Origin of the sequence: Sphingomonas sp. ERG5 (assembly GCF_000803065.1) — a bacterium.
Classification (GTDB): domain Bacteria; phylum Pseudomonadota; class Alphaproteobacteria; order Sphingomonadales; family Sphingomonadaceae; genus Sphingomonas.
The window spans coordinates 44,545-67,685 of the sequence record NZ_JSXI01000012.1 but is presented as its reverse complement, the minus strand read 5'-3'; the positions used below and the strand labels follow the sequence as shown (position 1 = coordinate 67,685).

Here is a 23,141-nt window from a genome sequence, read left to right as displayed (position 1 = left end):
GACGTCTTTGATCATCATCCCCGACGCCACCGATGATTCAACGCCAATCCCACGCACGACATTGTTGCAGCGAACGGCCCGTCCGTCCCTCTCTTTGACATGACGACGATCGCAACAGCCGGCCCAATGGTGACGGAGAGCGGAAATTGGGGCGCGGTAATACCGGCCGTGCGCCGGGCCGGCCAGGATCCGCCCGCGCGGTCAGAATGCGGGCAGCACCGCCCCCTTGTACCGGGTTTCGATGAACGTTCGCGTCGCGGGGCTGCGCAGCGCGGCGATCAGCTTCACCACGCGCGGGTCCTTGTCCTCGCCCGCCCGGCCGACGACGAAGTTCACATAAGGCGATTTCGCGTCCTCGATCAGCAGCGCGTCGCGTACCGGATTGAGCTTCGCATCGAGCGCGTAATTGGTGTTGATCAGCGCCAGGTCGAGCTGGTCGAGCACACGCGGCAATGTCGCCGCCTCGAGCTCCTTGAACTGCAGCTTTTTCGGATTGTCGACGATGTCGCGCAAGGTCGACAGCGGATTGGTCGGGTTCTTCAATCGAATGAGCCCGGCGCGCTGGAGCAGCAGCAGCGCGCGCCCTTCATTGCTCGCTTCGTTCGGAATCGCAACGGTCGCGCCGACCGGCAGCGCCGCGAGCGACTTCCATTTGTGCGAATAGCCGCCAAGCGGTTCGACATGCACCCCGGCATAAGCGACCAGCTTGGTGCCCCGCGCCGCGTTGAACTCGTCGAGATACGGCCCGGTCTGGAAATAATTCACGTCGATCTGGCGTTGGTCGACTTGCAGATTGGGTTGGACATAATCGTTGAACACCCGGATCTGCAGGTCGACGCCCTGCTTCGCCAGTGCCGGCTTGACCGATTCCAATATCTCGGCATGCGGCACCGCGGTGGCGGCGACGGTCAGGGTCTTCCCGTCCTTCCTGGCCCCGCTCCCCGAACAGGCGGCGATCGCGAACAAAGGCAAAGCGGCAAGCAGCAAGCGGCGGTTCATGGGGTTTTTCCTGATCTAGCGGTGTGTGAAATGCCGCGTCAGACGGTCGCCGGCCAGCTGGATCGCCTGGACGAGCAGGACCAGCAAGGTGACGGTGACGACCATGACGTCGGTCTGAAAACGTTGATAGCCAAAGCGGATCGCCAGATCGCCCAGCCCTCCGGCGCCAACCACCCCGGCCATCGCGGTGAACGAGACCAGCGCCACCGCGGTGACGGTCGCGCCGGACACGATGCCGGGCATGGCTTCGGGGATCAAAGCGCCGGTCACGATCTGGCGCGTGGTCGCGCCCATCGCCTGCGCCGCCTCGATCGTGGTGCGGTCGACTTCGCGCAGCGCGGCCTCGACCAGCCGGGCGTAGAAGGGCGCCGCGCCGATCACCAGCGGCGGGATCGCCCCGACCACGCCAAGCGAGGTGCCGACCAGCGCCACCGTCAGCGGGATCATCACGATCAGCAGGATGATGAACGGCACCGAACGCAGGATATTGACGATGATGCCGATCACCGCATTGGCGACGCGGTTCTGCGCGATCTGGCGTTCGGCGGTGAGATACAGCAGCACGCCGAGCGGCAGGCCCAGCACGATGGTCAGCACCAGCGACCCGCCAAGCATCGCCAGCGTATCGAGGCAGGCCCGGCCGATATCCGCCCAGTCGACATTGGCGAACCAGCCGCTCATGCGCCGAGCGCCGCGAGCATGCGCCGGGTGGCGGGATGGGTCGCCCCGGCGAAGATTTCCGCCACGCTGCCGGTCTCGGCCACCCTGCCCTGCTCGAGCACCGCGACCCGGTCGCACACCGCGCGCACGACTTCCATTTCATGCGTGATCAGCACGATCGTCAGCCCCAGTTCCTGGTTCAGTTCGCGCAGCAAGGCGAGCACGCTGCGCGTCGTTTCGGGGTCAAGCGCACTCGTCGCTTCGTCGCACAACAGGATGTCGGGGCCGGTCGCAAGCGCGCGGGCGATACCGACGCGTTGCTTCTGGCCGCCGGAAAGCTGGGCGGGATATTTGTCGGCATGGTCGCTCAGCCCAACGCGCTGGAGCAGAGCCGCAACCTTTATGTCGCGCTCGCCACGCGGCATGCCGGCGAGCTTCAGTGGGAAAGCGACATTGGCGGCGACCGTCCGCGATGTGAGCAGGCCGAAATTCTGGAAGATCATCCCGATCCGCCGCCGCAGCGCGCGCAATTGCGCCGGCGGGAGCGCCGCGACATCGGTGCCCTCGATCTCGACCTGGCCGTCGCTCGGCTTTTCCAGCGCGTTGATCAGCCGGATCAGCGTCGACTTGCCCGCACCCGACGGACCGATCACCCCGAACACTTCGCCGCGCGCGATCGACAGCGTCACGCCATCCAGCGCCGCGCCGCCCGCGCCCGCAAAGCGCTTCCGGACATCCTTCAGCTCGATCATGCCGTACCCATCACTTGCGCTGCAAACCGCTCCATTTCCTCGGCCTGCGGGCTCATCTGCAACAAAAGCAGGCCGAGTCCCGCCGCTTCATATTCCTCGATCCGCTCGCGCACTTGCTCCGGCGTGCCGACGAGATTGGGGCGCAGCCCGCGATTGGATACCGAATATTCCTGGATCTTCAGCTCACGCTCGAGCTGCGTGCCCGACAGCCATTGATCGAAATTGGCGTATCCGGCGGGCAGGTCGGTGACGTCGGTGATCCGCGCCAGCTCGCGCTGCGCTTCCGCTTCGCTGTCGCGAACGATCGCATAGGCGGCCATGCCATACTGCATCGGCGCGCCACCGGCTGCGGCACGGCGGTCGGCCATCTCGGCGATCTTCGGCGCGATCGCCTCGACCGGATCGCCATGCATGACATAGGCATCGCACTGCGCGACGATCATCGCCTTGGCCTTGTCGCTCTCGCCCCCGGCATAGACTGTCGGCCGCTTGACCGGCTTGGGCGCGCAGATCGCCTCTTCGGTGCGGTAGAATCGGCCTTCGAAGCTGAATCTCTCCTCGCTCCACAGGCCATCGACGACGCGCAGCCATTCCTCGGTGCGGGCATAACGGTCGTCATGCTGGTCGAATTGCAGGCCATATTGCCGCGCCTCGTCCGCCCACCAGGACGACACGACATTGAGCGCAAGCCGCCCGCCGGCGATGCGGTCGATATTGGCGGCGGCCTTGGCGAACAATGCCGGGTGATGGAAATTGGGCCGCACCGCGACCATCAGCTCGATCGTCTCGGTCACCGCGGCCAGCGCCGCCGCGGTGGACCAGGCATCGAGCGCGGGCTGCTCGACGCCCTTGATGTCGTTGAGGTTGAGCTCGGCGATCAGGGTCAGATCATAGCCAAGCCGCTCCGACCGCTGCGCCAGCCGCTTCGCATAGTCCCAGCTCGCCGCCATGCCCTCATCGGGTACGTTGCGCAGCCAGCCGCCGAACACCGGCATCCAATATCCATAGCGCATCAGCCGCGCGCCTCCTGGATCACCTGTATCAGATAATCGACCAGCCGGTCATGCGGATCCCAGCCCAGCACATCGATCGGCTTGGCCACGAAATTGGACAGCGCATTGATGTCGTAGAAACGGGCGATCCCGTCGCGATCATCGATCATCACTTCGATCCCGCCAACGTCGAGACCCGCCGCACGCGCGATCGCCTCGGCGGCGTGCGTCAGAACCGGGCCGGGATCGCTCGCGATCATCGGGATCGGCGCGCCCGGAACCTGGCACGCATCGGCCGGGCAGAGATCGAACGCGCCGCCACCCGCAATGTCGAGCGCATAGAGATAGTGACGGTCAAGCGTCTCGATCCGGGTGATCGTGCCGTCCCGCGCCGGAACATAGTCCTGGACGAGCAGCACGCCATCGACACTGGTCGGCAGTCGCCGGTCGGCGATCGCCGCGCGGAGTTCATCCATCGAGTCATAGCGCGTGATGCCCGCGCCCGACCCGCCGATATTGGCCTTGATCACCAGCGGAAAGGCAAGCGTCGCGGCGGCCGCTTCGACATCGGCGACACGGTGCACCACCCGCGTCGCGGGGACGGCAAGGCCGAGGCCGGCGATCAGCGACAATTGCCGCGCCTTGGAGGAATCGATCGCCAACACCTCGGGACCGTTGATCACCCGCGCACCGCCACGGCGCCAATGATCGAGCAGCGCGATCGCATGGAAGATCGGATGCTCATCGGCGCGCAGGAAGCTCGACATGGCGATGCGATTGAACACCACCGGGGCGGGCGTCCGCCGATCGGCCGGATCGAAATGCCCGTCGGGACGCAGCGCGACATGGCCGATGCCGCGCCGATCGAGCGCGTCGAACAGCGGCACGAACCATGCGGGATGCTCGAACAGGACGGCCAGGTCGATCACAGGGTCTCGCATGTCATACCGACCGCGCCTGCCACGCCCTGCGCATCAACGCCACCGAAGGCGGCTTGGGTGTCGGCAAGTTTTGGTTTTCGCACCGGAATCCATTCTCGAACGTGGCGGCACCCTGTTCCATGCCAATATCCCATCAACAAAGTCGGCATTCAAGCCTTATCCCGAAAAGCCGCCGATGCGATTGCCTGCGCCGATCAGGTGTCTCCAGCTTCGAGAAAATCGGTGATGCGATCGGGGTTGGGCTGGACGCCGTTCAGATGCAGGATCGCCCCGATATTGCCGCGGTGGCCGGCACCGTGTGTGGCGACATGCAGGATCATGTCGCCGCGTGTCATGCGTGCCGGCGCGCCGTTGGAGAAAGTGAAGGCGATCGTCTCATCCAGCTGCGCCGGCGTCAGGCGGTCGGTATAGTCGACATACCAGTCGCCGATCGATCGAGCCTTGCCCGCCACCGCTTCGAAGGAGGGAAGCTCGGCCGAACGTGGCGCGACATAGGGGCGATCGCGCGCTTCGAGATTATGGCTGAAGATCTCATCGACCGTCTGGATATGATCGAGCACTTGCAGGATCAGGCCCCGGTCCCGATCGCTGAACCGCTCCATGGTCTCCGCCAGAACCGCGTTCAGGCCATTGGTCGACCAACGCTTGTAACGCATCAATTTGCGATAGGGGCATATGAGCATCGCTGCATCCTTTCTTGCCAGGGCCCGTTTTCGGGCCGCGCTGGACATAATATGAGCAATCGCTCATATTGCCTACTCGCATGCCTGAGGGAGCACCGGACTTGGCGCGCAAGCCACTCATCAACCCCCGGAAACAGGCGTCTCAGGAGCGATCGCGCGCGACCGTCGATGCGCTGATCGAGGCGACCGCTCGCATTCTGGTCAGGGACGGATTCGACAAGGCGAGCACCAACCGGATCGCCGAGGAAGCCGGCGTCAGCATCGGCTCGCTCTACCAATATTACCCAAGCAAGGAGGCACTCGTCGCCGCCGTCATCGAGCGCCACAACCAGCAACTGATGCGCGTCGTACGCGGCGTGCTGGCCGAGGTGGTGACGCTACCGGTCGAACAAGCGGTGCGCAGCCTGGTCACCGTCGCGATCGAGGCGCATCGTATCGACCCAAGACTTCACCGCGTCATCGCCGAGCAAATCCCGCGCGTGGGGCAGCTGGAAAATGTCGAGACCTTCAGCCGCGACAATTATGCGCTGTTCCGCACCTATCTCGAAGCGCACCGCGATGAGCTGCGCATCGTCGATGCCGAGCTTGCGGCCTTTGTCTGCGTCACCTCAATCGAGGCGCTGACGCATATGGCGGTGCTGCACCGCCCCGACATCGCATCGGACGAAGCTTTTGCAACGCTCGTCGATGAAGCCACGCGCCTCATCGTCCGATACCTGCGGGAATGAGGAAAGGTGGCAGCGCGGTGCGGGCGCAACGTATTTGGCGCGTCACCATCCTTTCGCACTCCGAAGATCCGACAGCTACTTGCTGTTAACCCGGCACAGCTAGAACGGTTCTATTCCAGGGAGGATAGCGATGCGTCCATGGCATTATCTGTTGCTTTTGACAGCCCTCCCGTCTGCTTATGCCGCCGCATCGGAACCAGCCTATTATGGTCCGATGAAGGCGTGGCACGGCATCGGCTATCAGTTCGGTTACAAGGAGGATCCACAGAAGGACGGATCCTGGCGCGTGGTCGCGTCCACACAACGTGGCGAAGCGATCGATATGGCGATGTACCGCGCTGCTGAGCTCGCACGCGAACAGGGCTTTGCTTATGTCGAACTGCTGGGCGGATCGATGTCGCGCAGCCCCGGTTTCAACTCCGCAACTCTTTACGCCAGACCGAGCCACACTCCTTCCCCACCCGCAGCGTGCCGGACGAAGCGGCCTAGCACTTGCTACACTGCCGTCGCGGCAGACATATTACGAAGGCTTGGTGGCACGGGTGGCGCCCATCCGGGGGTGCCAGTCGTCGACCATCTGGATCAATATGGTCGGGCCGTCAGCTATTCAGGATATGGCATAGGTGCCGCGCCACCGATACCACCCCGACCGTTGCCGCCTGTTCCCTCGGTTGTAAGAAACCGTGCTCCGGTGAGCGGTACCGTGAAACCCGATGCCGCCGCCGAGTATGAGCGAGCGCTGAAGGCTGCTCAACCAGTTCGCGGGAGAGAGCCAAAGCAGGGTTGGACGGTGAGCGACTAATGTCGTGAGCCTGACGCTCACTTGATCAGATTGCACGAAAGCATCAGGCAATCCCCCAGCGCGCCCGCACGACACGGTCAAGCACGGCCAGCGGCATCGCACCCTGCAGCAGCACCGCATGGAACTCCTTCAGGTCGAAACCCGGACGCTTCTTCGCCGCGTCGCGAAGCCGCGTCCAGGCGGTATGCCCGATCTTGTAGCTGCATGCCTGACCCGGCCATACAGTGTAGCGATCGATCTCGCCCTGGCTGCGTCCCCGGGCGATGCCGGTGGTCGCAATCAGATGGTCGGTCGCCTGTTCGCGGCTCCAGCGCTTGGCATGCATGCCGCTGTCGACCACCAGCCGCGTCGCGCGGAACAGCAGGGATTGCAGATAACCGACCTGCCCCAGCGGATCGCCCTCATACATCCCCATCTCATCGGCGAGTTGCTCCGAATAAAGCGCCCACCCTTCCGAATAGCCGCTGAAGAAGCCGCGCCGGCGGATCAGCGGGATGTCATCGCTCTCGAGCGCGAGCGTGACCTGCAGATGATGGCCCGGCACCGCTTCGTGATGCGTCAGCGTCGCCAGCCCGAATTTGGGCCGGTCGAACGTGTCACGCAGATTGATGTAATAGATTGCCGGCCGCGACCCATCGAGCGAGGCATTCTCATAATAACCGCCCGGCGCACCGGCCTGGATCGTCGGCGGCACGCGGCGCACCTCGACCGGGGCCTTGGGAAAGCTCGCAAACACTTCGGGCAGGCGTGCCTGCATCGCGACAATCTGCCGGTTGAGCTGTGCGAGCAGCGCGTCGCGGCCGGAATCGGTGTTGGGATAAAGCTGGTCCGGCCGCTCGTTCAAAGCCACCAGCCTTTGGCCGACCGTCCCCTGCGTCATCCCCTGCGTCTTCAGAATGCCGTCGATCCGCGCCGTGATCTCCGCGACCTGGGCCAGGCCAACGCGATGGATCTCGTCGCCACTCATCGGCACGGTGGTCGCCGCTTCGGCCGCCGCCCCATAATAGGCGTCACCGTCGGGCAGCCGCCAGCACCCCGCGTCATGCACTGCCTTGGCGCGCAATTCGGTGACCAGCGCGCGCTGGCGCTCCAGTGCCGGGAACACGCTGTCGTGCACGATCGATGTCGCGCGAGCGACACGATCGGCCGGCAGGTTTGCCGCCTTCAGCTTTGCAGCGAAGCTCGCGACCATCACCGTCTGCTCGGCCGGCCGCTCCATCGCGCTGCCCAGCTGTTTCAGGGTCGTGTCGAGGATATAGTCCGGCGCAAAGATACCACGGCCCGCATCGGCGCGCTGGCGGTCGCTGCTGTCGTCGATGCTCTTGGGAAACGCTTCCAGCCGGGAGAGATAGGCATCCGCTTCCACAGCATCGCGAACCCGCGCCTGCGATTCAAGAAAGTCGGGAACATCGCGGTACGGCCCGGTGAGCTGGCTGAGGACATAAGGCGCGAACCGGCCAAGGCTGCTGCCATAAGGGAATTTCTCGGCACCGGCGATGGCTCGGGTCAGCTGATAGGTCACGATCTCGTGATCGAGCTTCGCCGCCGGGGACAAGCCGTTGGGGTCGAACGCGCGCAGCTCGGCAAGCTCCGCCCTGGCCAGGGCCAGTTCGCGTGCCTGGCCCGTAGCGGATTCATCGCTCAGTTTCGCTTTCAACGCGGCGCGCGCACCCGAATCCAGCCCCAACCGCGTCGCTTGTTCGGGCGAGTCATCGAGCCGGCCATAGAAAAAGCGATCGAGCATCGCGCGCAACGCCGCATCGCCTTTCGCCCGCGCCGCCACGGCACGCGCCGGAAGCCCTGCGGCAACGGTGGCAGCGGCAGCGCCGGCGATGAATTGACGACGCTGCATGCGACTTCTCCCTGACGATTGATCCGATCGACCATTTGAATGGCTCGCGGGCATTATGGAGATGTCTGTCGGTACAGCCACTTAAAAGCGACGGTCGACCCGCCCTTTTAGCGCATAACCGATTTGCCGGATCACGTCCGGCGGACGAACGGCGAAGGTGATTCCGCTCAAACCGAAAACGCTCTGGCTTTTCACATCGGCGACAGCGGAAATTCGGCACGTCGGAGGCCCAGTTCCGGGCACGCTGTAACGATCCCGCCAGCGCTACGAAGACTCGTCAGCGCCATAAAACAGCTCGCCGATCCGGATCTCGGCACGCCCGCTGGCCACGCGACGCGCATTGCTGTCGCGGAGCGAATAGATGCAGCCACAATATTCCTGCTGATAGAATTGCTCGCGCTTGGAAATCTCGATCATCCGCGATGAACCACCGCCCTTGCGCCAGTTGAAGGTCCAATAGGCCAGGCCCGGATAATGCGCCGCGGCGCGTTCCCCGCTGCCGTTGATTTGCGCCATGTCCTTCCAGCGCGAAATGCCGAGCGACGACGTGATCACCGGAAAGCCATGCTCATGCGCATGAAGCGCGGTGCGTTCGAAGCGCATGTCGAAACACATGGTGCAGCGCAGCCCGCGCTCGGGCGCCCATTCCATGCCCTTGGCGCGCTTGAACCAGTTCACCGTGTCGTAATCGGCATCGACGAACGGCACGCCATGCTGTTCGGCGAAGCGGATATTCTCGTCCTTGCGGAGGAGATATTCCTCCTTCGGATGGATGTTCGGATTATAGAAGAAGATCGTGTAATCGATGCCGCTCGCCGTCATCGCTTCCATCACTTCGCCCGAACAGGGTGCGCAGCAGCTGTGCAGCAGCACCTTTTTCTGCCCGTCGGGCGGCGTGAGAATGGGGCGGTCGAAATCGGTCATGACTCAGCTTTGCGGCATTGCTTCGGGAACGATGGTCTTCACGATCGAAGCGTCGAGCGCTTCATACTCATGCAGGCCGATCACATCATAGAGTTCGGCACGCGTCTGCATCTCATCGACTATCTTGTGCGCCCCGCCATCGCGGGCGATTGCCGCATAGAGCCTGGCCTGCGCCTTGTTGGCGACGCGCAACGAGGACACCGGCCAGATCACCATCCGGTAGCCCATTTCCGCGAACTCGGTCGCGGTGAAGAAGGGCGTCTTGCCGAATTCGGTCATGTTGGCGAGGAGCGGAACATCCGGCACGGCGCGCGCGAATTTCTCGAACATCTCACGCGTGTTGAGCGCTTCCGGAAAGATCGCATCGGCACCGGCATCGACATAGAGCTTCGCCCGCGCCACGGCGGCATCGAACCCCTCAACGCCTGCGGCGTCGGTACGCGCGACAATCACGAGATCGCGACTTGCCTTCTTGGCCGCCGCCACTTTTGCCGCCACATCCCGGGGCTCGGCCAGTTTCTTGCCGTTGAGGTGCCCGCATTTCTTGGGGAGAATCTGATCCTCCAGATGCACCGCGCCGGCACCCGCCTCCTCGAACGTGCGGACCATGTGCATGACGTTCAGGATTTCGCCATAGCCGGTGTCGCCATCGACCAGCAGCGGCAGGCCGGATGACCGGACGATCTGGCGGATGAAGAAGGCGACCTCATCGACGGTGATGATACCGAGATCGGGCAAACCCATGCTCGCCGTCATCGCCGCACCCGAGAGATAGAGACCCTCGAACCCGGCCGCCTTGGCCTGCAGCGCGGCGTGGCCGTTATGCGCGCCGGGCAGTCGGAAGATCTGCGGCCGTTCAAGCTGTGCGCGGAAGCGCTTGCCCGCCGACTCCTGCGGCAATTCGTCTGCAATCAGATAGGGCATGTCTTCTCCTTTACGCCGCCACGCTCTCGCTGCGCGCCGCCAGCGGCACGAAGGCGAGATTCTCCGGGCCGGTATAATGCGCCGAGGGGCGGATGATCTTGTTGTCGATGCGTTGTTCGACGACATGCGCCGCCCAACCGGACGTGCGCGCGATCACGAACAAGGGCGTGAACATCGCGGTCGGCACGCCCATCAAATGATAGGAAACCGCGCTGAACCAGTCGAGATTGGGGAACATCGACTTGGCGTCCATCATCACCTGTTCGATCCGTTCGGCGATGGCATATTGGCGAACCGATCCCGCCTCATCGGCCAATGCCTTCGCCACGCGCTTGATCACGACGTTGCGTGGGTCGGACACGGTATAGACCGGATGGCCGAAGCCGATCACGACCTCCCTGGCATCCACGCGGCGACGGATATCGGCCTCGGCCTGGTCGGGCGTTGCGTACCGTTTCTGAATCTCGAACGCGACTTCATTGGCGCCGCCATGTTTGGGACCGCGCAGCGCGCCGATCGCCCCGGCGATGCACGAGTAGATGTCCGACCCGGTCCCGGCGATGACTCGCGCGGCAAAGGTCGATGCGTTGAACTCATGCTCGGCATAGAGGATCAGCGAGGTGTGCATCGCCCGCACGAAACTGTCGGACGGCGACTTGCCGTGGAGCAGGTGCAGGAAATGCCCGCCGATGCTGTCGTCATCGGTCTCGACCTCGATCCGCCGGCCATGCTGGGCATAATGATACCAATAGAGCAGCATCGACCCGAGCGATGCCATCAACCGGTCGGCAATGTCGCGCGTATCGGGCAAATTATGGTCATGCGTTTCCGGCAGGACGCAGCCCAGCGCCGACACGCCGGAGCGCATCACGTCCATCGGATGCGCCGCCGCCGGGATTGCCTCCAGCGCTTCCTTGACCGAACGCGGCAGGCCGCGCAGCACCCTCAGCTTGGCCTTGTACGCGACCAGTTGCGACGCGGTCGGCAAGGTGCCGTGGACGAGGAGGTGAGCGATCTCCTCGAACTCGCTGGTCTCGGCGAGATCGAGGATGTCATAACCGCGATAGTGCAGGTCGTTGCCGGTCCTGCCCACGGTACACAGCGCGGTGTTGCCCGCCGTCACGCCCGAAAGCGCCACGGACTTTTTCGGCTTGAACGTGGCGTTCATGGCTTTTCCCTCCATCAGAAGATGCCAGCCGGAGCTTCCGCTCCAAGCTTCCCGGCGGGTATGATGAAATTGAGCTGGGCAATTTCGGCACCCGTGAGTTCGGGCAATCTGTCGACCAGCGCCAGGAAGCGGTCCTGTTCGGCCCGTTCGACGATCCCGTCCGCCAGGGTGCGGAATTTCTCGACATAGTTCGCGCGCACGAACGGCCGGGCGCCATTGGGATGGGCATCGGCGACGCCAAGTTCGTCGATGATCGACTTGCCGTTCTTCAGCTTGATGATGACTTTGCCGCCGAACGCCTTGTCGGAACCCTTGGCGTGATACCGCGCGGTCCAGGCCGGATCTTCCTCGGTGGTGATCTTGTGCCACAATTCGACCGTCGCGGGACGCTGCGCGCGGTCAGGGGCATAGCTCTTCTCGTGGTGCCAGCCGCCATCCTCCAGCGCGACCGCGAAGATATACATGATCGAATGGTCGAGCGTTTCGCGGCTCGCCTTCGGGTCCATCTTCTGCGGATCATTCGCCCCGGTGCCGATCACATAATGGGTGTGATGGCTGGTCTTGATCAGCACGCTTTCGATCTGCGACAAGTCACCGACCCTCGGCCCCATGCGCCTGGCCAGATCAATCAGCGCCTGGCTCTGATATTCGGCCGAATATTCCTTGGTATAGGTGTCGAGGATCGCGCGCTTCGGCTCGCCCGCGACGGGCAGCGGCACCCGATAGACATGCGCCGGGCCGGACAGCAGCCAGGCGATGAACCCATCCTCGCCCTCATAAGCCGGCGACGGCGCGCCTTCGCCACGCATGGCGCGATCGACCGCCTCGATCGCCATCTTGCCGGCAAATGCCGGGGCGTAAGCCTTCCAGGTCGAAATCTCGCCCTTGCGAGACTGGCGCGTGGTGGTGGTGGTGTGCAGCGCTTGCTGGATCGCCTGATAGGTGATCTCGGTCGACAGGCCGAGCAAGGCGCCGATACCGCCCGCGGCGCTTGGCCCGAGATGTGCGATATGATCGATCTTGTGCTCGTGCAGGCAAATGCCCTTCACCAGATCGACCTGGATTTCATAACCCGCCGCAAGCCCCTGGACGAGCGCGGCGCCGTCGAGTCCCCTCGCTTGCGCCACCGCAAGGATCGGCGGGATATTGTCGCCGGGGTGACTGTACTCGGCCGCCAGGAACGTGTCGTGAAAATCGAGTTCGCGCACCGCGACGCCATTGGCCCAGGCCGCCCATTCGGGGCTGACCCTCACATCGGGCGCCAGGCCGAAAATCGTTGCGCCCGCATTATTGCCACCCCCCGAGCGATGGGCCAGCGCCTGGGCCCGGGCCGAGCGGATCGGTCCGCGCGCGACCGATGCGGCGGCGACCGACGCGTTGTCGATGATGCGGTTGCCGATCATGTCGATCACGTCCGCGTCGACCGGGACCGGGTCGGTCGCGACCGCGGCGAGCTTCCAGGCGAGTTGATCCTCGCGCGCCAGCGGCTCGGCGGACTTGTAGGTGCGGACGTCGTGCAGCTTCATGGACTCAGGCTTCCTTTGACGAGAGATGTTCGGGATCGACCGGCACGGGCCCGCCATGGGCATCGACGGCGACCATCTCGAACTGGCCGCGCATGGCCGGTCGACGTTCGCCGGTGGTCAGCGTCTCGACCACCACCGCGACATCGACCGTCATCGATGTGCGGCCGACGCGCGTAACGTGCGCCGTCAGTTCGACCAGTTGGCCGACCGCAACCGGCTGATGGAATTCGATCTTGTCCGATGTCGCCATCACCACGGGCTGGCGGGCCCGGCGGCTGGCGGCGACGAACGCTGCCTTGCCCATCAGGCTGAGCGCCGCGCCGCCGAACAATGTGCCGTAATGATTGGCCTGTTCGGGAAAGATCATTTCCACGAAGCGGGTGTCACCCGGTGCGCCATTGGTCGGTGCGGTGTGCATCGTCATTCCCGAAAGAGCCGCTTGCCGACCCTATGAGTTTGCAATATTCACACAAATGGCGATGCGAGAATGACTGAAATAGTGTGATTATGTGGACAAGATCATGCGGATTTGCAAAGTTTGTGAAGTAGAAACGCGATGAGTAAGGCCTTTATGGGCGTGCGGCTGCGGCGGCTGCGTGAAGAGCGTGGCCTTACTCAGGCGGCGCTCGCCCAGACGCTGGCCATCTCGACCAGCTATCTGAGCCAGCTCGAACAGAATCAGCGTCCGCTCACCGTGCCGGTACTGCTGCGCCTGAACGCATCGTTCGGCGTCGATGTGCAGATTTTCTCGGACGATGACGAAGCCCGTCTCGTCACCGATTTGCGCGAAGCATTGTCGGACGGCGCGCAGACCGAAACGATCTCAGTCGCCGAGATGCGCGAACTGGCGACCAACATGCCGGCGGTCGCGCGGACGCTCGTATCGCTGCACCGGCGGCATCGCGACGGCATCGAGCGGAACGAGGCAATGGCGGCGCGGCTTGGCGACGACTGGATCGGCGATGCGCCGGCACGCATGCCGTTCGAGCAGGTCCGCGATTTTTTCTACGCCCGTCACAATCACATCGCGCCGCTCGATGATGCCGCCGAGCGGCTTTATGCCGATGCGGGTCTCGCCCCGCATACGGTCCATGCCGGCCTGTCCGCCTGGCTGGCCGCGCGCCATGACGTGCGACTGATTGTCGATGACAGCGAGAAGGCGCAGCGGCGTTTCGATCCGGTGAGCCGCACCCTGCATCTCTCGCCCGATCTCAAACAAGGCCAGCAGGCGTTCCAGATGGCGACGCAGCTCGCCTTGCTCGAACTGGGCGACCTTATCGACCGCCTGACCGACGACTCCGCTTTACGGGGAGAGGAAGCACGCATGCTGGCGCGGATCGGGCTGGCCAATTATTTCGCCGGCGCGCTGATCCTGCCTTATGGGGATTTCCTGCGGGCGGCGGAGGAGTATCGCTACGATATCGAACGGCTGAGCCGGCATTTCGGTGTCGGGTTCGAGACGATCTGCCATCGCCTGTCGACATTGCAGCGGCCCGATGCGCGGGGCGTGCCGTTCTTCTTCATCCGGGTGGATCGCGCCGGGAACATCTCCAAGCGGCAATCCGCGACGGATTTCCACTTCTCCCGCGTGGGCGGCTCCTGCCCGTTATGGAATGTCTATGAAGCCTTCGCTCAACCGGGCCGCGTGCTGGCTCAGCTTGCCCGCATGCCCGACGGACGCACCTATTTGTGGATCGCGCGTACCGTCGGTCGCGGCAATGGCGGCTTCGGCGTCCCGGGCAAGACTTTCGCCATCGGGCTCGGCTGCGACGTGCGTCATGCCGCGCGGCTGATCTATGCCAAGGGGCTGGACTTGTCCGACCCGGACGCGACGACGCCGATCGGTGCGGGATGCAAGGTTTGCGAACGCCCCGCCTGTGCGCAACGCGCCTTTCCGCCGATCGGCCACGCGCTGGCGATCGACCAGAATCGCAGCGCGCTCACGCCCTATCCCACGACTTGAGCCTGGCGCTCGCTTGATCGACCGATCACGCGCGCCTATCATCATACCGCCGGACCGGCATCACTTCAGTTCGGAGTTTTCGCGATGGGAACACTACCGTCAGCAGACAAATAAGCCGCAACAACTTTCGAGATCGTTGTTGCGGCCATCTGCATTCTCACAATTGATGCTGAGCATCCCCGAGGCAGATCGCCGCCGAATGTCACCCACATTTGCGCGGACCCATCGTCATGCCTCATCAAAACACTCATCACTGGCCCTATTCCCTGCCCATCGCGCTGCTGCTGATGGCCCCGTTCGACCTCCTCGCCTCGCTGGCGATGGACATCTATCTGCCCATTGTTCCGTCAATGCCCGCCATTCTCGCGACATCCCCCGACATGGTGCAACTGACCCTGAGCCTTTATCTCGCCGTGCTGGGCATCGGCCAGGTCATCTTCGGACCGCTCTCGGACCGGATCGGCCGCCTGCCGGTACTGCTGGGTGGCGGTTTGGTCTTCGCGATCGCATCCTTCCTTCTCGCGCTCACATCATCCGCACCAGTCTTCGTCACGGTGCGCGTGGTCCAGGGACTGGGTGCGGCGGCAATGCTCGTCGCGACCTTCGCCACCGTTCGCGACGTCTATGCCCGGCGTCCGGAAGGTGCGGTGATCTACAGCCTGTTCGGATCGATGCTCGCGTTCGTGCCCGCACTGGGCCCGATCGCCGGCGCGCTGATCGCCGAACATCTCGGCTGGCGCGCGATCTTTGCTCTGCTGGGCAGCCTCGCACTTGCCGCCACGCTGCACGCCCTGTCCAGATGGCCTGAAACCCGGCCCGCCATGCGGAGCGGTTCAAGGGGCATGTTCGGCGCAATCCTGACGGATCGGGCCTTTTGGACCTACACCACCGGTTTCGGCACGGCGATGGGGGCATTCTTCGTCTTCTTCTCGACCGCACCATATGTCCTGGTCGAACGTGCCGGCCTGTCCCAACTCGCCTTCAGCCTGCTGTTCGCGACTGTCGCCCTGGTCATGATCGCCACCGCCCGCTTCACCGCGAATCTGGTCGGGCGCTGGGGAATTCCGGGCAGCCTTAGGCGCGGCATGGCGTTGCTGATGACGGGATCGGCATTGCTGTCGGCTGGACAGATGATCGGCGGCATATCGCCCTGGACCTTCATTCCGCCAATGTGGATCGTCGCCATCGGCATCGTGCTGAGCGTATCGGTCACGGCCAATGGTGCGCTCGCACGCTTCGCCGAAGTCGCCGGCACGGCGACCGCGCTCTATTTTTGCGTTCAGAGCCTGATGGTGGGGATCATCGGGACGTCGTTCGTCATCCTGTTGCCGGTCGACTCAGCCTGGCCGATCATTGGCTATTGCACGTCGATGGCCATCGTCACGCTGGCGCTGCTGGCGGCAACATCGCGCACTGCGACGATCTGATCCGAGGCCGGCGGGAAACGGGCGGGGACAATCATGGGCAGCACTTTGTCCGATCGGCGGGCGGTGTGGGCGTTCGCGCTCGGCCGTTGCGCCGTGGCCATCGGCGTCGTGCTGCACTTGCCGATGTTCCTGATGGCGCGTTCGACGGACTATCGCCTGTCGGGCATGCCGATGGATGCCGACATGAGGCTGATCAGCCGCCGCAGGATTCGCGCACGATCAGGTCAGTCGGCAGCCGCTCCGAATGGTGGCTCGAACTGTCGTCGAGGATGCTCGACACCAGCAGCCGTCCCGCCTCCTGCGTGTCCTGCCGGATTGTGCTGAGCGTCGGGGTACTCAAGCGGCTGAGCAGCATGTCGTCATAGCCGACCACCGACACATCTTGCGGCACCGACAAGCCGACACGCCGCAGCGCGCGGATCGCACCCAGCGCGATGAGGTCGCTCGATGCGACGATACCATCGAATTTGGTGCCGCGCTGGATGAAGCGACTGACCGCCGCATCGGCGGATTCGAGCTCGAACTCGACCGGCACCACCAGCGCTGGATCGGCCTCGATTCCACTCTCCTTCAGCGCGTCATGATAGCCACGACGACGCTGCAATGCTTCCGGATCGCTGCCGCCGAGAAACACGATCGACCGCCGCCCGAGCCGCGCAAGATGGAGCGTCGCGCGCCTGCCGCCAAGCAGATTGTCCGAGCCGATCGAGCGGTATTTCTGGCCCGGCAGCTGCGCACCCCACACCACGAAGCGCGCAGGCGTATCGACCAGTTGGTTGAACGCTTCGTGCAGCATACTCTGGCCAAGGAAGATGACGCCGCTCGCCCGGCTGGTCGTGGTGGTCAGGACCAGGTCATCATAATTGGCCGGCGCGGTGTGGCTGACGGTGAAGTCGCAATCGCGCGCGCGCGCCGCTTCGCCGATATTGGCGAGCAGCTCGAGGAAGAACGGGTGCGACAGCGGCAGCGCCCGGCCGCGCATATGCGGTGTCACGATCGCGATCGACCCTTCCGCCCCGATCGGACCGGCCGGCATCGATCGGCGGAACGGATATTGGTGCTCGCGCGCCAGCGCCCAGATGCGCTGCTTGGTCCGCGTGCTGATCAATGGCTGATCATTCAGCGCGCGCGATACCGTGGAGACCGAAACCCCGGCGAGCTTGGCCAAATCTTCCAGGGTGGTTATTTTATTGCTATCGCTGGCCATCGCACCGGAATTCGAGGGGGGGCATTCCGCCGCCTTAATGCATTGAAAGAGGGTCTTTGCAAGCGACTGACCCTGTGCAGGTGAGCGACACAGCGTCGGACCGACCGGCGGGCAGGCCGCATCTTTCGCTTTTTCAGATCTGGAACATGTGCTTCGGCTTGTTCGGCGTGCAGATCGTCTGGGGCCTGCAGAACGTCAACACCAGCCGTATTTTCCAGACGCTCGGCGCCGATGTCGATCAACTGCCGATCCTGTGGATCGCCGCACCGATCACTGGTCTGCTGGTACAACCGATCGTCGGACATCTGAGCGATCGAACCTGGGGCCCGCTCGGTCGTCGGCGCCCCTATCTGTTCGGTGGCGCCTTGCTCACCGCGCTCGCGCTTCTCGTCATGCCCAACACAACGACCTTGTGGTCGGCCAGCGTGATGCTGTGGGTGCTGACCGCGTCGGTCAATATCGCGATGGAGCCATTCCGCTCGTTCGTCGCCGATACATTGCCCGAGGAACAGCGTGATGCCGGCTTTGCCATGCAGGTGTTCTTCATCGGCGTCGGTGCGGTATTCGCCTCCGCTTTGCCGTGGATGTTGACGCATTGGTTCGGCATCTCGGGACAGGCACCGCCCGGCGCCCTGCCGCCCTCGGTCCGCTTTGCCTTCTATATCGGCGCTGTCACGCTGATCGTCGCCGTGACCTGGACCGTTTTCACGACATCGGAACGACCGCCGGCAAGCCTGATGGCCGACATGGCACGCCGACCGACGCAGGTGACGACGCCGATGGCGAGCGGTGGAGCAATGGCATGGCGAGGTGCGGCCTGGACCCTAGGCGGATCGGTGCTCGGCCTGGTCACCGCAATCGAGGGATATCGGCGCGAAGTGTTTCTGCTCGCGGCCATCGCCGTCATGTTCGGCCTGACTCAGGTCGCCGCGGCCTGGCTAAGGCGGCATGGTCGCGCATCGCAAGGGCTGTTGCAGATCGTCGATGATATCATCCTCATGCCCGCGGTGCTGAGACGACTCGCGATCGTCCAGTTCTTCACCTGGTTCGGCATGTTCGCACTGTGGATCTATGCGATCCCGGCGGTCGCGGCGCATCACTTCGACACCAACGACGTGAGCTCCGCGGCATATGGTCAAAGCGCCGATCTGGTCGGCATCCTGTTCGCCGGATATAATGGCGTGGCGGCGATCGCCGCGCTCAGCCTGCCCCGGCTCGAACGCCTGATCGGCCGGCGCAAGAGTCACGCGCTGTGCCTGACGCTTGGCGCGCTCGGGCTGGCCGGCTTCCCGCTGATCGACGATCCTTCACTATTGTGGATCCCGATCCTTGGTATCGGCTGTGCCTGGGCGTCGATCCTTTCGGCACCATATGCGATGGTCGCCAGCGCCGTCCCGCCCGACAAAATGGGCGTCTATATGGGCATCCACAATATCTTCCTCGTCCTGCCGCAATTGGTCGCCTCGGCGATATTGGGGCTGCTGGTCGAGCAGACGTTTGACGGACAGGCGATCTCCGCGCTCGGACTGGCGGCGGCTGCGCTGATCATTGCCGCAGCCATTGCACTGACGATTCCGGACACCGAAGGCGATCGGCGAATCATCGCCTGATCCGGAGTCGATCATCAGCGAGAAACCATCCTGAAATCCATGCAAAATTTTGCATAGATTTGACTTTTTGCAAATTTTCGCTCTCGGATTGAGTGCTGCCCCGCAGCATGAAAACGCATGAACTGGCAGAAAATCCGCTGAATTTCGCCATATTCTGGCAAATTAGCGGCTCGAAAAAACTTCTTGCATCCCTTGGCATATTACGCAAATTTACGCAAATAGATGATGACGACGCCATTGAAGCGCCGCATCCGACAGGGGGATGATGAAAGCGCATGCAAAATCGCGCGGAGCCAAGTGACCGGAATATGCCGCCGCGCCATGCCGCGGACGGTTCGGTGCGCCCTCGATCCTTGAGGTACCATCCGGCTCGAACCTGGCGGTTCCTCTCGAACCCACAGCCGCGACCTCATGCACTTTCAACGGATCGAACAGCGCCGACAGGGGCGGTACTAAAGGGGAGCATGTCATGAAGAACGAGTTTTCGGGGCACGCCCGCAACGTGATGCTGCATGGTGGCGTATCGTTGCTGGCGCTGGCGATGATGGGGGCGGCAGGCGCCGCGCAGGCGCAGACCTCGCCCCCCGCCAACGCGGTGGCCGATACCCCGTCCCAGACGCAATCATCGTCCGGCGCCACCTCAGTCGCGGATACCGCAACCGAAGACAGGAGCGACGACATCGTCGTGGTCGGCGTGCGCCAGGCGCTTGCTTCCGCGCAAAGCACCAAGAAGAACGCCGACACGGTGGTCGACTCGATCTCCGCGACGGACATCGGCGCCTTTCCGGACAAGTCGGTGGCAGCGGCATTACAACGCGTGCCCGGCATCACCGTCTCGCGTCTCCAGTCGAGCGACGACAGCACCCATCCTTCGGGCGAGCCGGCGGGTGTCCTGATCCGCGGCCTGCCGCAGGTCCGTACCGAGTTCAACGGGCGCGACAGCTTCTCCGCCGACGCGGCACGCGGGCTCAATTTCAACGATGTCTCGCCCGAACTGATGGCCGGCGTCGATGCGTACAAGAACCAGACCGCCGAGATGATCGAAGGCGGCATTGCCGGCACGGTCAATCTGCGTACCCGCCTGCCGCTCGACAGCAAGGGGCTGCTCGTCGCCGGCAACGTCAAGGCCACTTATGGTGACCGATCGAAGGACTGGAACTATGAATATTCCGGTATCCTGAGCTATTCGGCCGAAACCGGGGCGGGCACGTTCGGCCTGCTCGCCAACTATGCCCATTCGCATGTCGTGACGCGCACCGAGAGCGTGATCATGGACAAGATCGACACCTATTGCTCGGACGCTGCGCTTGATCCCCAAAAGACGGCGACCGTCGGCGCCGACGGCAAGATCGCCTGCGCCTCCAATCCGTTCGGCGGGACCGGCTGGGCCTATGCGCCGGACGGCATCCGCTATTCGCAGGTCGACTATGACCGCACCCGCCGCGGCATCGCGCTCGCCGCGCAATATGAGGATCCGACGGGCGATTTCCGCGCCAGCGTGCAGTACAATGATTCCAAATATCGCAACGCCTGGCTGGAGCGCGCGTCGCACACGATCTTCGACGGCAATTATTACGGCACACCTGCCTACAACCCGCGCAAGTCGACCATCCTGGGCGCGGCGCCCGGCACGTCCGCTCTGGTGTTCGGGTCGAACGGCATGCTGCAATCGGGCACGCTGACTCAGGGTCATGGCAGCTGGCGCGGCAGTTTCGACAGCTCTCAAGCGGCAATCGACACTGGCTCGGCCGTTCCTGGTATGCCGTTCGTCAATTACTGCGGCGCAGGCTCGTCCTGCACATCGCTCCGCGACGGCCTCTATTTCCAGAACGAATCCCGCAACTTCGACCACAGCGAGCGGACCCAGGATCTTTCCGGCAACATCAAATGGGATGTCAACGACCGGCTGCACCTCAATCTCGATGTGCAGAAGATCTGGGCGCATACCAACAATAACGACATATTGGTCGCCACCGGATCGATGGCGAACATGGACTATAGCGTGGACCGCAACGGCACCCCGACGGTCAAGCTGCTGCCGGGCTCCAACGTCAATTATGCGGCCGGCGGGCTCGCCAATCCGCACAATTACTGGATGCCGTTCATTCAGGGCCATGTGGAGGACAATGACGCCGACGAATTCGCGCTGCGCGGCGATGTCGAATATGACTTAGCCGATGGCGGTTGGCTCAATTCGCTCAAGGTCGGCGTACGCTATGCCGATCGCAACCAGACGGTACGCTATTCGACCTTCAACTGGTCGCCGATCGCGGCTCCGTGGAACTGCAACGGCCCGGGCTTCAACATCGACAACACCGCGCCGGCCGCTTACCCCGCCTGCGCGCAGCCGCATGCCGATTTCAAGGGCTATGGCGCGGGCATCTGGGAATCGACCGACCTTGGCAACGGCTTCTTCAACGGCAATGTCTATGACAATGGCAACCTGGTCTATCTGAACCGCCCGACGCTTAGGAATTTCGACAAGCTCGTCTCATCGTTGAGCGGCCCGAACACCAACTCGCCGCTGGGTGCCGGCTGGTCGCCGATCTGCGACCGGAGCGGCCTGATCGCCAATAGCTGCTTCCTGCCGCAGGAAGTGATGCAGGTGAAGGAGAAGACCACCGCAGCTTATGCGATGCTGCGCTTCGGCGGCGACGACAAGACGATCTTCGGCGGTATCAATGTTCAGGGCAATATCGGCGTCCGCGTCGTCAAGACCAGTATCGATAGCGAAGGCCGTATCGGTTTCCCCGCCGCGAACATCTTCGACAATGTCGCGCCTTGCGTGCCCGGTGCTCCGCCACCCAACGGATGGGTGGTCAACCCGGCCTGCTCCCTGACACCGGCGATCCGCGCGTTCGCCAACGGCGGTAGCGACCCGAACAACTTCAAGACGGATTACACCAATGTGCTGCCGACCCTGAACGTCCGGTTCGGTCTCGACAGCAAACAGTTCATCCGCTTCGCCGCATCACGTGCCATGGCACGTCCGGATTTCGGCCTGTTGCGCAACTTCGTCTCGATCCAGGCCCCGGTGTATGATGGCAGTGCAAGCTCGCCCTATCTGGTGCGCGATGCACAGGGGAACGTCACCGGATATAATTTCGTGTTCCGCGCCGAATCCGGTTTTGCCGGACTGAAGCCGGTTCTCGCCGACCAGTTCGACCTGACCTATGAACGCTATATGGGCCCGAGCAGCTCGTTCACCTTCGGCGCTTTCTTCAAGAAACTGCACAACAGCATCGCTTATGGCGACTTCACGCGAACCATCACCAATAACGGTTCGACCCAGACGATATTGCTGCGCGGCCCGCGCAACGAAAAGGGCGGCGGCAAACTCTATGGCTTCGAAGCCGCGTACCAGACCTTTTTCGATTTCCTGCCGGGCGCGCTCAAGGGTCTTGGCGCTCAGCTCAACTACACGTTCGTCAAGCAATCGGGGATCAACAATTCCAACCTGATCGCGGTGGGCGCGCTCGATGCCGGCGGCACCGGTGGCCAGGGCGCCGGCCTCGACGTGAGCGGCGGCCGCGGCGCGGTGATCGACTCGCATCGCCTTGCGGGGATTTCCGATCATACCTTCAACGTGGTCGGGCTGTACGAATATGGCCCGGTCGGCCTGCGCCTCGCCTATAACTGGCGGTCGCGTTTCCTGACCAACAACCTCGACTGCTGCATCGGCCTGCCGGTGTTCCAGAAGGCGGCCGGCTTCCTCGACGGATCGATCCGCTTCTCGGTCAACAAATATGTCGAACTGTCGATCGAAGGATCGAACCTGCTCAACACCACCACCGTATATCAGCAGCAGATCTTCGGCGACACGATCAGGACACCGGGCGCCAAGCCGGTCTATCTCGACTCGAACTGGGGCCGCGTCGACCGGCGCTTCCAGTTCGGCGCGCGGTTCAAATTCTGACCTTGGCCCGGCGTCGTCGCACCCTGCGGCGACGCCCGCTTTTCGATATGGTCGGGTAACACGCGCA

Annotated in this window: 20 protein-coding genes; 7 read left to right on the top strand and 13 right to left on the bottom strand. The window is 63.4% G+C overall.

Features of this window, described 5'->3' with window-relative positions; genetic code table 11:
* Positions 1-201 precede the first annotated feature (201 nt).
* From OO12_RS02800 to OO12_RS02775, 6 genes are all read right to left on the bottom strand, one after another.
* Positions 202-999: a MetQ/NlpA family ABC transporter substrate-binding protein gene (locus OO12_RS02800; protein ID WP_034157112.1), complete on the bottom strand. Its 798-nt coding sequence runs from the start codon at positions 997-999 to the stop codon at positions 202-204.
* Between the two features lie 15 nt (positions 1,000-1,014).
* Positions 1,015-1,680: a methionine ABC transporter permease gene (locus OO12_RS02795; protein WP_034157111.1), complete on the bottom strand. Its 666-nt coding sequence runs from the start codon at positions 1,678-1,680 to the stop codon at positions 1,015-1,017.
* Positions 1,677-2,411 (bottom strand): methionine ABC transporter ATP-binding protein, encoded by a 735-nt coding sequence (locus OO12_RS02790; protein WP_082006304.1) that lies wholly within the window; start codon positions 2,409-2,411, stop codon positions 1,677-1,679. Before OO12_RS02790 ends, OO12_RS02795 begins: the two co-directional genes overlap by 4 nt.
* On the bottom strand, positions 2,408-3,424 hold the full coding sequence (locus OO12_RS02785; RefSeq protein ID WP_034157110.1) for an LLM class flavin-dependent oxidoreductase: 1,017 nt from the start codon (positions 3,422-3,424) through the stop codon (positions 2,408-2,410). The genes OO12_RS02790 and OO12_RS02785 overlap by 4 nt, the downstream gene beginning before the upstream one ends.
* Complete coding sequence (locus tag OO12_RS02780) at positions 3,424-4,332, bottom strand: ATP-grasp domain-containing protein (protein ID WP_034157109.1); 909 nt, start codon at positions 4,330-4,332, stop codon at positions 3,424-3,426. The genes OO12_RS02785 and OO12_RS02780 overlap by 1 nt, the downstream gene beginning before the upstream one ends.
* Before the next feature lie 206 nt (positions 4,333-4,538).
* Entirely contained in the window at positions 4,539-5,000 is a 462-nt protein-coding gene (locus tag OO12_RS02775; RefSeq protein WP_160296723.1) for a DinB family protein, read from the bottom strand.
* Between the two features lie 128 nt (positions 5,001-5,128).
* Here OO12_RS02775 and OO12_RS02770 point away from each other — a divergent pair, with 128 nt between their 5' ends.
* Together OO12_RS02770 and OO12_RS27370 are read left to right on the top strand one after the other, a co-directional pair.
* Positions 5,129-5,755 carry a TetR/AcrR family transcriptional regulator gene (locus OO12_RS02770; RefSeq protein WP_034157107.1) on the top strand — a complete coding sequence of 209 codons (627 nt, stop codon included), beginning with the start codon at positions 5,129-5,131 and terminating at the stop codon, positions 5,753-5,755.
* Between the two features lie 130 nt (positions 5,756-5,885).
* Positions 5,886-6,557, top strand: coding sequence for a hypothetical protein (locus OO12_RS27370; protein ID WP_082006302.1), 672 nt, complete (start codon positions 5,886-5,888; stop codon positions 6,555-6,557).
* A gap of 43 nt (positions 6,558-6,600) precedes the next feature.
* Here OO12_RS27370 and OO12_RS02765 read toward each other — a convergent pair whose 3' ends face one another.
* The 6 genes from OO12_RS02765 to OO12_RS02740 form a co-directional block, all read right to left on the bottom strand.
* The gene (locus tag OO12_RS02765) at positions 6,601-8,409 is read right to left on the bottom strand and encodes a DUF885 domain-containing protein (protein WP_034157106.1); all 1,809 of its coding nucleotides are present in this window, start codon (positions 8,407-8,409) and stop codon (positions 6,601-6,603) included.
* 264 nt (positions 8,410-8,673) lie between these two features.
* Positions 8,674-9,333 carry an epoxyqueuosine reductase QueH gene (locus tag OO12_RS02760; RefSeq protein ID WP_034157105.1) on the bottom strand — a complete coding sequence of 220 codons (660 nt, stop codon included), beginning with the start codon at positions 9,331-9,333 and terminating at the stop codon, positions 8,674-8,676.
* A gap of 3 nt (positions 9,334-9,336) precedes the next feature.
* Complete coding sequence (gene prpB / locus OO12_RS02755; protein ID WP_034157104.1) at positions 9,337-10,257, bottom strand: methylisocitrate lyase; 921 nt, start codon at positions 10,255-10,257, stop codon at positions 9,337-9,339.
* Between the two features lie 10 nt (positions 10,258-10,267).
* Complete coding sequence (gene prpC, locus OO12_RS02750; protein WP_034157147.1) at positions 10,268-11,425, bottom strand: bifunctional 2-methylcitrate synthase/citrate synthase; 1,158 nt, start codon at positions 11,423-11,425, stop codon at positions 10,268-10,270.
* 14 nt (positions 11,426-11,439) lie between these two features.
* Complete coding sequence (locus OO12_RS02745; protein WP_034157103.1) at positions 11,440-12,951, bottom strand: MmgE/PrpD family protein; 1,512 nt, start codon at positions 12,949-12,951, stop codon at positions 11,440-11,442.
* 4 nt (positions 12,952-12,955) lie between these two features.
* On the bottom strand, positions 12,956-13,369 hold the full coding sequence (locus OO12_RS02740; protein WP_152616237.1) for an acyl-CoA thioesterase: 414 nt from the start codon (positions 13,367-13,369) through the stop codon (positions 12,956-12,958).
* A gap of 138 nt (positions 13,370-13,507) precedes the next feature.
* On the opposite strand from OO12_RS02740, the gene OO12_RS02735 reads away from it, so the two are divergent.
* Together OO12_RS02735 and cml are read left to right on the top strand one after the other, a co-directional pair.
* A complete protein-coding gene (locus tag OO12_RS02735; protein ID WP_034157101.1) occupies positions 13,508-14,914 on the top strand; it encodes a short-chain fatty acyl-CoA regulator family protein in 1,407 nt (468 codons plus the stop codon).
* Positions 14,915-15,144: 230 nt separating this feature from the next.
* Entirely contained in the window at positions 15,145-16,341 is a 1,197-nt protein-coding gene (gene cml / locus OO12_RS02730) for a CmlA/FloR family chloramphenicol efflux MFS transporter (RefSeq protein WP_034157100.1), read from the top strand.
* A 193-nt stretch (positions 16,342-16,534) separates the two neighbouring features.
* Here the strand turns inward: cml and OO12_RS02725 are convergent, their stop codons facing one another.
* Complete coding sequence (locus tag OO12_RS02725) at positions 16,535-17,548, bottom strand: LacI family DNA-binding transcriptional regulator (RefSeq protein ID WP_034157099.1); 1,014 nt, start codon at positions 17,546-17,548, stop codon at positions 16,535-16,537.
* A gap of 146 nt (positions 17,549-17,694) precedes the next feature.
* On the opposite strand from OO12_RS02725, the gene OO12_RS02720 reads away from it, so the two are divergent.
* The 3 genes from OO12_RS02720 to OO12_RS02715 all read left to right on the top strand — a co-directional run bounded on the left by OO12_RS02720 (position 17,695) and on the right by OO12_RS02715 (position 23,074).
* The gene (locus tag OO12_RS02720) at positions 17,695-19,158 is read left to right on the top strand and encodes an MFS transporter (RefSeq protein ID WP_034157146.1); all 1,464 of its coding nucleotides are present in this window, start codon (positions 17,695-17,697) and stop codon (positions 19,156-19,158) included.
* A 107-nt stretch (positions 19,159-19,265) separates the two neighbouring features.
* The gene (locus tag OO12_RS28425) at positions 19,266-19,424 is read left to right on the top strand and encodes a hypothetical protein (RefSeq protein WP_160296722.1); all 159 of its coding nucleotides are present in this window, start codon (positions 19,266-19,268) and stop codon (positions 19,422-19,424) included.
* 203 nt (positions 19,425-19,627) lie between these two features.
* A complete protein-coding gene (locus tag OO12_RS02715; protein WP_034157098.1) occupies positions 19,628-23,074 on the top strand; it encodes a TonB-dependent receptor in 3,447 nt (1,148 codons plus the stop codon).
* The last annotated feature ends 67 nt before the right edge of the window (positions 23,075-23,141 follow it).